Source organism: Psychrobacillus sp. 05T411, assembly GCF_056396485.1.
In genome coordinates this window covers 46,647-59,424 of the sequence record NZ_JBFTLO010000008.1, presented here as the reverse complement: position 1 = coordinate 59,424, position 12,778 = coordinate 46,647, and the positions used below count along the sequence as shown (strand labels likewise).

The following is a 12,778-nucleotide window of genomic DNA, read 5'->3' as shown; positions in this document are numbered from 1 at the left end:
TGTTCCCTGAAAAATACGAAAAAAAAATAAGCAGGATAAAATCCCCTGCTCATTCGATGGTTGCAATCATTTCATTTTGGAAAGTTGTCCATTTCTCTTCATCTATTGTAGAATCATAGAGCATTCTAATCGTTCTGGATTCGCCTGCGTAGGTAGAAATATAGTCTTGGGCAAGTTCCATTTCGTTAGAATATCGTTGTCTCACTTCTACAATTTTTTTCTCCTCTAATAATTCTTGATTAATATGTGGTAAGAAATCGACAATCTCGTCACCTTCACGTTCTGGGTCATATATATGGGGACTTGTCGCGTCTACCATGCATAGTTGCAGTTCAGGGATGACAATTCCATCTACACTATTTGCATCTAACCCGCACCAGATGAATCGAATATCTAATCCTTGTAGTCTAGCTGCTTCACCGAACTTTTTCATAAAAGAAGATTTTCCGCTTCCTGGTAATCCTTTTATATATAATCTAGACTTTAAGTTTTTGGAGATAGACTTCAACGTATCTTGTGCACCTGTTGGAGTAAGCGACCCCATTAATCGATGCGTCACTTCTGGATTCTTTTGAAGCTGCACATTGCCAATGCATTTCTTTTTGATCGTTTCCAGTAGTGTATTTATGCCATCCCAATCGATTGCTGGTTGGATCAGTTGCTCCCATTCATCATGAATTACTTTCGCTCTTGATAATGTTTGTAGCCCCTTTGTCAACCAAACTTCATTGGCAATTTGTTTATCGCGTATTAAAGGAGCTAAATCATGAAGTTTTCGATCGTCATATGATTCATAATATGGAACCCATATATGCCCAGCTCCAAAATAGATTGGATCAACGGCATCGGTGTTTAAATAAAGCGTTTTCGAATCGGTAATATATACTGCTTCTAAAATTTCTTCGTGTAATGGATCATAAAACCATTCCATATTTTTACCTCTACGAATAGCAGCATATCCTATTTCTTTTAAGGTTTCTGTTAGCCGATAAGAAGTCGGTCCTTTAAAGAAATATACTTTTTTCGCTTCATGAATTAGTTCTTTATAAAAGTTTTTCACACCTTGGCCTGTATATGATTTCCCCATATAATGTGTAACTGTCCCGCCCAAATTATCACCCTTTCAATCTCTTCGTTCAATGGATACTATATGCGAAAGAAGAGGAAAAGATGAAAAAAAGCACCGAAAATCATTCCTGATCTTCCGCACTTTTTGTATAGACAAGCGAATAACCGCTTATATTGAATAACAGTTTCTGAAATAATGGCAATGTATATTGAATGAGAGGACCAGTAAATAGAGCAAGTGCAACCGTACCTATTCCGACTGGACCACCGAGTAACCAACCAGCGAATGCAACAAATACCTCAATACCTGTCCGAACTGTTCGAATACTCCATCCTGCCCTTTTTATAATAAGTAACATAAGAGAATCACGTGGCCCAGCTCCTACATTCGGTGAAACATAGACACCAACCCCAATTGCTATAACAAGTAGTCCCCCCAAAAAAATAATAATCTGACCGACGAAGCTCGTAGTATCTGGGAGAAGCCAGTTGAATAAATCGATACATGAACCAATGACGAGTATATTCAGCCATGTTCCTATTTGCGGCCAACTTTTTGTACCGATCATTGTCGCAATAACTATTATTATTCCCATTAATATAGACCATGTTCCAATCGACAATCCTAAATGCTTATAAAGACCAACATGTAATACATCCCATGGACTTATCCCAAATCGTTGCCCTTTAATCGTCATGGAAATACCGAGAGACATGAGAAGTACTCCACTTATAAAAAATGACCAACGCCAAATAAATTCTTTACTCATACGATTCCTTCTCTCTCTCTAACTAGAATGATCAGGATATTACGATTCCTTTTCCTGTTTACTAATCGCAGCTATTTTGCCTTTGGTTAATTTCAGTAAATCAGCTAAATTAAGCTTCACTTGAAGACCTATTTTTCCAGCACTTACGATGATAAAATCATTCTTTTCTGCACTTACATCCACTACTGTTGGGAATAGTTTTTTCATCCCGATTGGAGAACAGCCCCCACGAATATATCCAGTAGTCGGAAGTAAATCCTTTAGAGGAAGCAATTCTACTTTTTTCTCCCCTACTACTTTTGCGACTGCTTTTAAGTCCAATTCATTGTTCACCGGGATAATGTATACATAATATTTTCCTGCTCCAGCTGTCACTAGTAGTGTTTTATACACGACAAAAACGGGGTAGCCAATTATGTTTGCTACTGTTACCCCGTCTACTTTGTCACCAGACAATTCATATTCAATTAGTTCAAACTCTATTTTCTGTTGCTCCAATATTCGAACTGCATTTGTTTTTTGTTTTTTGGCCATTACTATTTACTCCTAAGCTATTCGGAAGAAACTAGGTTCTAGATCTGCAAAACCGTATCTCTTTAAATTTACTTGATACGAATATTTTTCTATCGCTTGTTCTTTCCAACGTTTTTTCTGTAAATTCTCTAGGTCTTCTTGTAGTTGTTCTGGAGATTGAAATTCTGATGGAACAGATCGATTAGAAATGGACGCTTCTTCCTCTAGTTGTTGCTTCACTTCTAAGTCAATTTGACGATTCGCTTCCATATTCAAGGATATTTGTGCATTTACTCGTTGAATTTTCGCGGAAGCACTAGTAGCAACACGTAGATCCTCAGGCGTTGGCTGTGCCGGAGCAAGCGCGGTGCTTCTGACTTTTTCCAATAACTCCACTGTTTTCTCCAGGGTTGGCCCACCAATTGTTTGCACCGGGATGCTTGGCCCTTTTATATCGAGCATACTGGTCGATTGATTGGTTGATGTATCTGCTTGTCTTTCTTTATTCCCTAATAGTAATTCTTCTAATTCTGAAAGGGTTGGTACTTTTGGTTGGAAATATTCCGCTTGTTTTCGGTAAGCATCACCTGCGTTATGACGTTGCGACAGACGTTTTCTTTCTTCAAAATCTGACCATTGTCCGAGCATACCGTTTCCAGTGGATCGCACTATACTCATATAGTTCACCTCGCTCATGCATTTCTATTATAGAATATTTTAACACATTGTCAGAATAATCAAACATACTATAGTCATAGTTATTTTACTGTACAAAACAGGTCTAAATAATCATCTGATTGTAGTTATTTTAGAGATAAAAAGCTCTTTCAAGAGTCGACCAATCAATATCAAAGTTCCATCTTCCTTAATATTATATAGTTCTACAAGAAATGAGACCAGAAAATGGCAGAGAGCAACAAAACGGTCATTGAAGTCAACCATTTCTAGTCTGAAAGCAACCAATTTGTAAGTAAGAGCAACTAAATCTCAAAATAACAACTTTACTTAGAATGAGATCGCGATTGCCGTGATGCTTTATACCTAAAGAATTATATACCTCATATCATTCTATTCATCAGTGCCCCCTTTCAAAAAAAAATAGTACAAACCACAGCTTTGGTTTGTACTACTTTTGTAAGCATTATTTAGTTCGGCATTATTTGTTCCATATGGCTTTTAATCGCTTCATCACTCATTTCCCCAGTAATGATTTTCTCTATTTTACCTTCTGGGTTTACAAGCATTGTTGTTGGCAACGGATTAATATTATATGTCTCCATGACACTTTTATTGCCATCAATTAATACCGGAAAAGTTAAGCCTTTTCTATCTACATATTTCTGAACAGCAAAATTGGATTCCCCGATGTTAACAGCGAGGATTTGAAGCCCTTGATCTTTATAGTCTTGATAATGTTTGTCCATTAGTGGGAATTCTCTTTCGCATGGTTTACACCAAGTTCCCCAAAAGTTTAAAAAGACTCCTTGCCCTTTATAATCGGATAATTGATGCTTTTCCCCGTTCATATCAATCAGTGCAAAATCCGGTGCATTGTCCCCTACTTGCAATACGGCTGTTTTCTCTTTCGTTAAGTTCGAGTATATAGTGAAAACGATTGCCACAACTAAGACACTCAAAATAACTGAGCGCATGTAAAACCGTTTTTTCTTTTTTTCCATTGTTACGATTCTCCTCTCCTACTTACGTTTCCAAAGTATCAACATCATAATAGTAATAAAAACAAAAGCAATAAACGCTAAAAAAGGAATTGTCACAAATCCAAACCAGTTTATATACTGTCCAGAACACGGAACCCCGCTAGTGCAACTACTGAATTCATGCATAGAGGGAATCTTTTGCAAAGCATAGTGATAACTGGACATAAGGACACCAGTAATGGAAATTGGCAATATATATTTATAAATCTCCCGATCATTTCGGTAAAAAGCAATGCCTAGAAAAACAACAAGGGGATACATTAAAATCCGCTGATACCAGCAAAGCGTACATGGGATAAAACCCATGCGCTCGCTGAAAAATAGACTTCCTACCACTGCAATGATGGAAGTGATCCATGCAAGGAGAAGTGGCTTATTGACCATCGGCTGCCTCATCTACCATTTTTGCAAAGTCATCCATTGTTGCGCCAGTGAATTCCTTCCCGCCGATATAAATTGTTGGAGTCGATGCGACGCCTAGGTTATTTGCAACATTCATATCGTTTTGCCATGCTTCTTTTCCTGCACTTTCGCTATATGCAACTTTTACCTTTTCCACTTCTTCTGTAGTTGCAACTTCCGCTAAAACAGCTTGTAAAAACTCTTCAGACATTAAATTCGCTTGTCCTGATTCAGTTGTCTGATTTGCAAACAACAAATGATGGAATTCCCAAAACTTTTCATTGCCAAGTTCTTTGTACACTGTTTCTGCGAATTGTGCAGAGGTCGTCGAGTCCGGTGCGATGAATGAGTAGTTCATAAAGTAAAATTTAGCTTTTCCTGTTTCTACAAATTGCTCGGTAATCATCGGTAAAAGGGTGTTATTGAAATCTCCACAATGTGGGCATTTATAATCTCCAAATTCGATGATTTCTACTGGTGCGGACTCTTCTCCTATGAATGGTTGTCCTGCGTATTCAATTGCTACTGCTTCTTGTTTCGCGTCTGTTAGTACAACGATTCCTATTATGCATACCGCGATTATTCCAATAATCCAAAATAATTTTTTTGACAATTAAAACACTCCTAATTCAGACTACGTTATGTAGTGTAATATGATAAAAAATTTACGCTAATGCGTAAATAAAAATAGCGCAAATTAAAGAAAAAATAGCCAATGATATCCATGCTACTTTCAATGGGATTTGCATTTGAATATTTTTTAATGGATTCAATATATATTCAATCCGGTAATTGACGGAAGTGTCCGCAAAGGATGCATATGCAAATGGCATTTTTTTAGCCACTCCTACCTTTAACATTTTCAACAGTGCGCTACCTAAGTGGACAGATGTTTCTTGTTTCTTAATCGCAAATTCATCTGCCAATACTTCTTGAATAATTCTATATTGCTTGTTAAACCATTTTAAAATTGGGATATACCCAATGGTGGACGAACAAAGGGATAATATAAATATCTTTAGTGGATCACGATTTGCTTTATGATACATTTCATGTGCGATCACTGCTTCTAGTTCATCATCTGTTAATAAGTTGATCAAACCTGTTGAAATAACGATTTTAGGTTGCACAAATCCCATCGTAATCGCCATTGGTGCAGGATGCGAGATAATGATGAAATCTTCCTTTTCGTTGCCATATGTTTGATTCAACTCGTTCGTAAGCATTTTCTCTCTATATTGCTCTAATCGTTTTTTCATACGTGCAGTATGAATTAATTGCCAACTAATATGCCAAACCGTAAAAATGAGCGTAAAGATTACGAGTCCGTCTAAAGCAAACTCTAGGGAAGATAACCCAATTGCCTTCAACCAGCTGTGGCATACTACCACCAAGTTAAACTTAGCGTTCCAACCTACTAGCATGGAGACTGCGTATATGGCCATCTGTATGAAAATGGTACCTGAAATAACTAGTGCTGCAAAAAATAGAAACGATGATTGACGTTTGGACATAGGCTACTGTTCCTTTTTCAATTCTTTAATTTTTTGTTCTAGTTTAGCGACGAGGTCATCGTCCACGTCTTCAAGCGCATCTAACATATGACTAACGACGACGTTTCCAAATTCGTCCATCAGCTCATTTGTCATTTCTTTCGATTGCGCACTTAAAAACTCTTCCCTTGTTTGAAGTGGTTTGTAAAGAGAAGATCTTCCTTCTGCTCTCTTTTGCAAAATGCCTTTTTCAACAAGTCGGTTCATGACAGTCATCACTGTGTTAAAATTCGTTACCTTTTCCTTGTCGAGCATTTGTTGGACATCTTTAATGGTCATTTCTAGGTCATTCCATAAGATATCCATAATTTTTGCTTCCAGAGGTCCAAAAAAGCGATTCAATCCACTTTCATTCATTTTAAACTTTCGAATTTTCATAGCTTTACCTCCTCACATTACACATTGTAGTTTAAACGTTATTACCGGTCAACTATCTTTACTTGAAATGGAGTAGTGAGCGAAATAGCTGTATTTTATGAAAATTTCTTGTTACACTACAACTTGTAGTTTAAATGAAAAAGGAGAATTATGCAATGAAAAACAAACGATTGATTATTATAGGTGTCGTCTTAGTTATAGTGCTTATCTCACTGTTCACCTTATTTAAAAAGGACGATACAACTTATGAAACTTATAATACAGACTCTCCTACAAGAGTTGGTGAAGTGCAGTTAGTTGTTTCCGATGTCGAACAAATGACTACTTTTTATGAAGAAGTGATTGGCTTTAAAGTGTTAACTTCTGAACCTAGTAGAGTTACTCTTACTGCTGATGGGAATACTCCCCTACTTGTATTAGAGGAACAAGATGATTCCGTAGAAAAACCACTTGGAACGACTGGTCTCTATCATTTTGCCATTCTAGTACCAGACCATGCTAGTTTAGGAAATATACTTTTACATTTAGCCGAAACCGAATATCCAATGCAAGGTGCGGCCAATCATCAGTATAGTGATGCGCTTTACTTAGCGGATCCAGATGGCAATGGGATAGAGATTTATGCGGATCTTCCTCCTGACACTTGGGAAAGAGACAAAGATGGTGGTTATGCAGGTGGATCCTATCCGATTGATTTTGAAAAATTAGTGGCAGAAGCTACACCTACTTGGAATGGACTTCCGGAAAACACACGTATTGGTCATATGCATTTGCAAGCCACTGAACTAGCTATTACAGAAAAGTTTTATGTAGACGGGCTTGGGCTTAATGTAACAAGTAAAGATAATGGTAGTTTATTTTTATCCAAAGATGATTACCACCATCATGTGGCTCTGAACACTTGGTCCGGAACTGGAATTCCTGCTCCACCGGATAATGCTAGAGGGCTTAAAAACTTCACACTTCTATTTTCTAAAGAAGAATTAGATGAGGCAAAAGCTCGACTTACGGACTTGGATTTTCATTTTGAAGAAAAAGACGGTTCTATTATCGTTCAAGATCCATCAAGAAATACAATCGAAATCATAAGTAAATAATGACTTTCTAAATACTGCTTGAATAAAAACAAAAGTATAATGCGTCATAGTTAGTTACCGCTAGGACTTAGCGCGGGAGACGAGCCGCTTCGTCGCTAACGCTCCTCCAGAGTCCCAAGCCGCGGAAGTAAATTCCAAAATTATGCATTTTATGGATAAATAATTCCGGAAAGTGGTAAAGAGCAACTAACTAGTCACCGAAAGCAACCAGTTCTATTCGGAAAGCAACCAAATTAGCACTAGGGCAACCAAATTGCTGGTGAAAGCAACCAATCCTTAAAATAACAAGCTTACATGGAGCAAGACCTCAATGAATGAAAGGTGTTATTCCAATAAATGGTTGAACTAACGAACTTTATCATAGTATATGCTCCACTTATTTTAAGACAGCATTTTTTAATGATTTTTACTAAATATTGCATATGTGCTTGAAAAAAGTAATCCGCATGTCTAGATTTTCAAAATTTTTTAAGCAATAAAAAAACAGGAGAAGAAAACATCTATTCCTTCTCCTGCTATATTTTAGGTACTTATTAATCAAACTTCATTCCTTTTAATAAATCTGCAAAAGCATTATTAATCGGCTCTTCCTCTTTTTCCTGTTGTTTCAAATACTTTTGCACAGAGCGTTTATCCACTTTACCGCCGCCTTCTTTTTTACGGCGAGCTTCGAAAGCAGATAACTTCTCACGATAGCCGCATTTACAAGTAAAGATTTGACCATCACCTTCACCACGAAGTTCTAACTTTTTCTTACATTGTGGACATCGGGCATTCGTCACACGAGCCACATTTTTACGGTGACCACATTCACGATCTTGACATACAAGCATTTTGCCTTTTTTGCCGTTTACTTCAAGCATTGGTTTGCCACAATCTGGGCAAGACTTAGTGGAAATGTTATCGTGTTTGTATTTCTTATCGCTGCTTTTAATTTCAAAAACGATTTCTTTCGTATACTTCTTCATTTCCGAGATGAACACTTCTTTTTTCAGTTTGCCGTTTGCGATTGCTTCCAGCTTTTGTTCCCATTCACCTGTTAATGTAGGAGATTTTAATTCTTCCGGTACTAGCTCGAGCAACTGTCGACCTTTTGATGTGATATGAATGTCTTTTCCACGTTTTTCGATTAGGAAGGAATTGAATAGCTTATCGATAATATCGGCACGTGTTGCTACAGTACCTAATCCACCAGTCGATTTTAATGTATCCGCTAACTGCTTATTTTGTGTTTCCATATATTTCGTAGGGTTTTCCATTGCCGTTAGTAATGTTGCTTCATTAAAGCGTGCAGGTGGCTTTGTTTGGCCAGACGTTTGGGCGATTAATTTCACGTTTAATGTATCGCCTTTTTCGATTCGCGGTAAAATTTGTTCTTTTAAATCATCTGCGGCATCGTCATCTTCCGTGTGATTTTGGTATACTTCTTTCCAACCGCTTACTAAAATCGTTTTTCCTCTAGCAACAAAGTTTTCATCACCAATTTTCGCACGTAGCGTTAGTTGTTCGAATTCAAAGGCTGGGAACAGGACTGCCAAGAAACGTTTTACGACTAAATCATAAATTTTGCGTTCTTTATCGTTGAAGGCAGAGAAGTTCACGTACCCTTCAGTTGGTATGATTGCATGGTGGTCCGATACTTTGCTGTCGTCTACAAACGATTTAGAAGTTTTTATAGGCTTAGTCAAGATTTTATTTGCTAATGAACGGAATTCACCTACCCCACAAGCTCTAAGACGTTCAGGAAGCGTTCCTACAATATCCGATGAAATATAACGTGAATCTGTACGAGGATATGTTAACACTTTGTGCTGTTCATACAGTTTTTGCATAATGTTCAATGTTTCTTTTGCAGAATAACCAAAGATTTTATTGGCATCACGCTGTAGCTCCGTTAAATCATACAGTCCAGGTGCAAATGATTTCTTCGGCTTTTTCTCGATTTCCGTTACTGTAGCGTTTCCTTTACCAAGCTTTTTCACGATAGTATCGACTTTATCTTTATCGAAGCTACGGCCATTTCCTTTTGCATCTTGCCAAGTGAGCTTTAAATTATCCACTGTTTGCGCTTCAATGCCATAGTAGGTTTGTGCTTGGAAATGCTTAATCTCGTCTTCCCGTTTTGCAATAATCGCTACGACTGGTGTTTGAACCCGTCCACAATTTAACTGGGCATTGAATTTTGTAGATAGAGCGCGACTAGCGTTAAGACCTATATACCAATCTGCCTCAGAACGAGCTACTGCGGATGCATAAAGGTTTTCATAGGCTTTACCAGGCTTTAAGTTGGCAAAGCCGTCTTTAATCGCTTTATCTGTTACAGATGAAATCCACAAGCGTTTAATCGGTTTATTCACTTTCGCTTTTGCGATAATCCAACGAGCAACAAGCTCCCCTTCACGACCAGCGTCGGTTGCGACAATAATTTCATTAATATCCCCACGGATTAGCTGTGATTTTACCGCATTATATTGTTTACCAGATTGTTTAATAACGGATAGTTTCAGATTTTCAGGAAGCATCGGTAAATCTTCTAAATTCCACGTTTTATATTTAACATCATAGCTTTCTGGATCCGCTAATGTTACGAGGTGGCCAAGTGCCCAAGTCACCACATAATCCTTACCTTCCAAATAGCCATTTCCTTTTTTATCACATTTAAGTACACGCGCAATATCGCGTGCAACTGATGGTTTTTCTGCTAATACTAAGCGTTTTGCCATACATAATAACATCCTTTCGTAAATCCCTATGCTAAATATATCACACGTTACGTTTAGATTCAGTTAGTAGACTGGGAGGAAATACAGATAATAGGGATAATGTGTCTTAGTGAAGTAACCACTAGCCTTCGCGCTTGCCGCACCTTGCATGAGCCAACTCGTGTTGCACACGAGTGGGTCTCATGACTGCGGCTCATGCGGCCCGGCGCACTACGGCATCAATATCCACTCTATTTATTCGGAGAAGATTGTCCTACAAAAAATGAGTAACGTTGCAGTCGTTACTCGTAAAATCTCTCTTTAAACTCACAACATTATAGACCATTTGCGCAACCTTTATAAATAGTGCTTCTTATTCCTGGTCATCTCAATCCAAGTAAAGAGCTATTTTAAGAAATGGTTGCTTTCACCGGCAATTTAGTTGCTTTCCTGTTGATTTGATTGCTTTCAGAATAGAATTGGTTGCTTTCAATAACCGATTGATTGCCCTTAGCCATTTATTGGATTCATACATTCGAAAAACTGTATAAGATTTTGTTTTTAGCTAGTAGATACCGAATAAATAAGCAATTTCCAATGATTTTCGTGAAAKGATGGCGACTCCTGCCGGATGAGTGGGCAGATKAGCCTTCACATCGCACGCGCTAGCGTCGGTGAAGGCTCATCGCTCACCCGGCGGAAAGCGTCCATCCTGTAACGAAAATCACAGCGGATACCTTAAGACGCATTATTCCTATTGTATGTCGAATTCATCGTCGTCTCACTCCAAGTATACTTGCTGTTTTGGAAGTTGGTTGCTCTCATCTGCTTTTTGGTTGCTCTCACGCTGATTTGGTTGCTTTCGGCATAAAATTAGTTGCTTTCGATGACCGATTGGTTGCTCTAAGCCATTTACTGGATTCATATGGCCGAAAAAATGTAATTTTAAAAAGCTAATCGGCTCGGTTACCGATTAGCTTTTATTACTACTTTGGTCTTTCAATAGAAAAAATATCACCAATCGCTGCATAACTAGATCCTGCTAAACGACTGACAGCCTTTAAGCCTCTCGGGTCGATTCGGCCATCTTCGTAAATTGCTTTATCCATGTGAAAGCGTACAACTTCCCCAATAAACAAATCACTACCAGGTCCGTCGCCACCGAAAGGAATGGATTGTACTAATTTGCATTCCATTCGAACTTTCGCTTCCTTAACTCCCGGTACAGATACGATTTCACTTTGTATAAGCGTTAAATTCGCCAACTCGATTTCACTTTCCGTTGCAGGTAATGAAGCGGCAGTTTCATTGATTTTCGCCACATTTTCATCATCTACAATATGCACTACGAATTCCCGATTGTTGTAAATATTTCTTGCAGTATCTTTCAGGTCACTAGGTCTTTGAATAGCAAGTGACACCATCGGCGGGTTGGATGAAACAATATTGAAATAACTAAATGGTGCTCCATTAACGATACCATCCTCCGATTGTGTCGTGACAAAGGCAATAGGTCTTGGAATGATAGAACCAATTAATAGTTTATAATTATCTCGTTCACTATTTTGCTTTGGATCGATTGAAATCAATATGTTCAGCCCCTTTATTAGTCGATTGGACGCACTTGAATTGGAATAAGCGAATTAACTAATCGCTCCCGATGTTGTTCGTATTGTGCAGGTAACATTAACTGAGTTCCCATTGTTTCTGGAGACTCATCATGTGCAAATCCTGGTGGGTCTGTTGCAATTTCAAATAGAATTTCACCAGATTCACGGAAGTACAATGCGTTGAAATAGTTACGATCTTTCAACTCTGTTACATGTTGACCAAGACTCATTGCATGTTGTTGCCATTCAAGATGATCTGCATCATCCTGTGCTCGCCAAGCAATATGGTGAACAGTACCTACACCCATCGATCCTCTTACACCTGTTACCATTTTCAAATCGATGATATTGCCGATATCAGCTGGAGCCTTGAAGCGTGTATAATCACCTTCCGTTCCAACTAATTCTAACCCCATAACATCTGTTAATGTTTTAGCTGTTTCTTCTGGTCTGCTTGAGTAAAGCGTTGCACCACCGAAGCCTTTAATCGCCACTTCTGGTGTTACACCGCCAAATGTCCAGTTGTTTTGTTCCCCTTCTGCACGTTCTACAAGCTCTAAATGCAGACCATGTGAATCGTCGAACTGAATCACTTGTTCGCCGAAACGCTCGGCTTTTTTAAATGGGACCGCAAATGTTGCAAGACGGTTGACCCAAAAACTTAATGCTCCTGTTGGAACTACATACGTTGTAACGCCGACTTGACCGTCTCCAATTTGTCCTTGATAAGCATTTGCCCAAGGGAAAAAGGTAATAATGGTACCCGGTTTCCCTCCACCATCTCCGAAATATAGATGGTATGTGCCAGGATCATCGAAGTTCACTGTTTGTTTGACTAAACGTAAACCTAATACCCCTGCATAAAAATCAATATTTTCCTGTGGATGACCGACAATTGCTGTAATATGGTGAATACCTGCTGTTTGTTTTTTCATTATTATTTCCTCCTTAGTTGGAATTTCTACCC

Annotated in this window: 13 protein-coding genes; 1 reads left to right on the top strand and 12 read right to left on the bottom strand. The window is 38.3% G+C overall.

Annotated elements, in window-relative coordinates:
* Positions 1-49: 49 nt before the first annotated feature.
* The 9 genes from AC1DFT_RS08115 to AC1DFT_RS08075 all read right to left on the bottom strand — a co-directional run bounded on the left by AC1DFT_RS08115 (position 50) and on the right by AC1DFT_RS08075 (position 6,402).
* A complete protein-coding gene (locus AC1DFT_RS08115) occupies positions 50-1,111 on the bottom strand; it encodes a hypothetical protein (protein ID WP_477918686.1) in 1,062 nt (353 codons plus the stop codon).
* Between the two features lie 79 nt (positions 1,112-1,190).
* The gene (locus tag AC1DFT_RS08110) at positions 1,191-1,838 is read right to left on the bottom strand and encodes a YczE/YyaS/YitT family protein (RefSeq protein ID WP_477918685.1); all 648 of its coding nucleotides are present in this window, start codon (positions 1,836-1,838) and stop codon (positions 1,191-1,193) included.
* Positions 1,839-1,877: 39 nt separating this feature from the next.
* Positions 1,878-2,372, bottom strand: a complete 495-nt coding sequence (ybaK, locus tag AC1DFT_RS08105; protein WP_477918684.1) for a Cys-tRNA(Pro) deacylase — start codon at positions 2,370-2,372, stop codon at positions 1,878-1,880.
* 12 nt (positions 2,373-2,384) lie between these two features.
* Positions 2,385-3,029 (bottom strand): hypothetical protein, encoded by a 645-nt coding sequence (locus AC1DFT_RS08100; RefSeq protein WP_477918683.1) that lies wholly within the window; start codon positions 3,027-3,029, stop codon positions 2,385-2,387.
* Positions 3,030-3,496: 467 nt separating this feature from the next.
* Positions 3,497-4,030, bottom strand: coding sequence for a thiol-disulfide oxidoreductase ResA (gene resA, locus AC1DFT_RS08095; RefSeq protein WP_477918682.1), 534 nt, complete (start codon positions 4,028-4,030; stop codon positions 3,497-3,499).
* A gap of 18 nt (positions 4,031-4,048) precedes the next feature.
* A complete protein-coding gene (locus AC1DFT_RS08090) occupies positions 4,049-4,453 on the bottom strand; it encodes a disulfide oxidoreductase (protein WP_477918681.1) in 405 nt (134 codons plus the stop codon).
* Entirely contained in the window at positions 4,443-5,084 is a 642-nt protein-coding gene (locus tag AC1DFT_RS08085; protein ID WP_477918680.1) for a DsbA family protein, read from the bottom strand. Before AC1DFT_RS08085 ends, AC1DFT_RS08090 begins: the two co-directional genes overlap by 11 nt.
* A 52-nt stretch (positions 5,085-5,136) precedes the next feature.
* On the bottom strand, positions 5,137-5,985 hold the full coding sequence (locus tag AC1DFT_RS08080) for a M56 family metallopeptidase (RefSeq protein ID WP_477918679.1): 849 nt from the start codon (positions 5,983-5,985) through the stop codon (positions 5,137-5,139).
* Positions 5,986-5,988: 3 nt separating this feature from the next.
* The gene (locus AC1DFT_RS08075) at positions 5,989-6,402 is read right to left on the bottom strand and encodes a BlaI/MecI/CopY family transcriptional regulator (protein ID WP_477918678.1); all 414 of its coding nucleotides are present in this window, start codon (positions 6,400-6,402) and stop codon (positions 5,989-5,991) included.
* Positions 6,403-6,557: 155 nt separating this feature from the next.
* On the opposite strand from AC1DFT_RS08075, the gene AC1DFT_RS08070 reads away from it, so the two are divergent.
* Positions 6,558-7,499, top strand: a complete 942-nt coding sequence (locus AC1DFT_RS08070; RefSeq protein WP_477918677.1) for a VOC family protein — start codon at positions 6,558-6,560, stop codon at positions 7,497-7,499.
* 533 nt (positions 7,500-8,032) lie between these two features.
* Here AC1DFT_RS08070 and AC1DFT_RS08065 read toward each other — a convergent pair.
* The 3 genes from AC1DFT_RS08065 to AC1DFT_RS08055 form a co-directional block, all read right to left on the bottom strand.
* On the bottom strand, positions 8,033-10,222 hold the full coding sequence (locus tag AC1DFT_RS08065; protein WP_477918676.1) for a DNA topoisomerase III: 2,190 nt from the start codon (positions 10,220-10,222) through the stop codon (positions 8,033-8,035).
* A gap of 965 nt (positions 10,223-11,187) precedes the next feature.
* Positions 11,188-11,790 (bottom strand): flavin reductase family protein, encoded by a 603-nt coding sequence (locus tag AC1DFT_RS08060; protein WP_477918675.1) that lies wholly within the window; start codon positions 11,788-11,790, stop codon positions 11,188-11,190.
* A 17-nt stretch (positions 11,791-11,807) separates the two neighbouring features.
* Complete coding sequence (locus AC1DFT_RS08055) at positions 11,808-12,746, bottom strand: ring-cleaving dioxygenase (protein WP_477918674.1); 939 nt, start codon at positions 12,744-12,746, stop codon at positions 11,808-11,810.
* Positions 12,747-12,778: the final 32 nt, after the last annotated feature.

Bases quoted from the DNA above. Each gene is read 5' to 3' on its own strand.
- ybaK (WP_477918684.1), bottom strand. From the start codon at position 2,372: ATGGCCAAAAAACAAAAAACAAATGCAGTTCGAATATTGGAGCAACAG.
- AC1DFT_RS08080 (WP_477918679.1), bottom strand. From the start codon at position 5,985: ATGTCCAAACGTCAATCATCGTTTCTATTTTTTGCAGCACTAGTTATT.
- AC1DFT_RS08070 (WP_477918677.1), top strand. From the start codon at position 6,558: ATGAAAAACAAACGATTGATTATTATAGGTGTCGTCTTAGTTATAGTG.
- AC1DFT_RS08065 (WP_477918676.1), bottom strand. From the start codon at position 10,222: ATGGCAAAACGCTTAGTATTAGCAGAAAAACCATCAGTTGCACGCGAT.
- AC1DFT_RS08110 (WP_477918685.1), bottom strand. From the start codon at position 1,838: ATGAGTAAAGAATTTATTTGGCGTTGGTCATTTTTTATAAGTGGAGTA.
- AC1DFT_RS08100 (WP_477918683.1), bottom strand. From the start codon at position 3,029: ATGAGTATAGTGCGATCCACTGGAAACGGTATGCTCGGACAATGGTCA.
- AC1DFT_RS08090 (WP_477918681.1), bottom strand. From the start codon at position 4,453: ATGGTCAATAAGCCACTTCTCCTTGCATGGATCACTTCCATCATTGCA.
- AC1DFT_RS08055 (WP_477918674.1), bottom strand. From the start codon at position 12,746: ATGAAAAAACAAACAGCAGGTATTCACCATATTACAGCAATTGTCGGT.
- resA (WP_477918682.1), bottom strand. From the start codon at position 4,030: ATGGAAAAAAAGAAAAAACGGTTTTACATGCGCTCAGTTATTTTGAGT.
- AC1DFT_RS08075 (WP_477918678.1), bottom strand. From the start codon at position 6,402: ATGAAAATTCGAAAGTTTAAAATGAATGAAAGTGGATTGAATCGCTTT.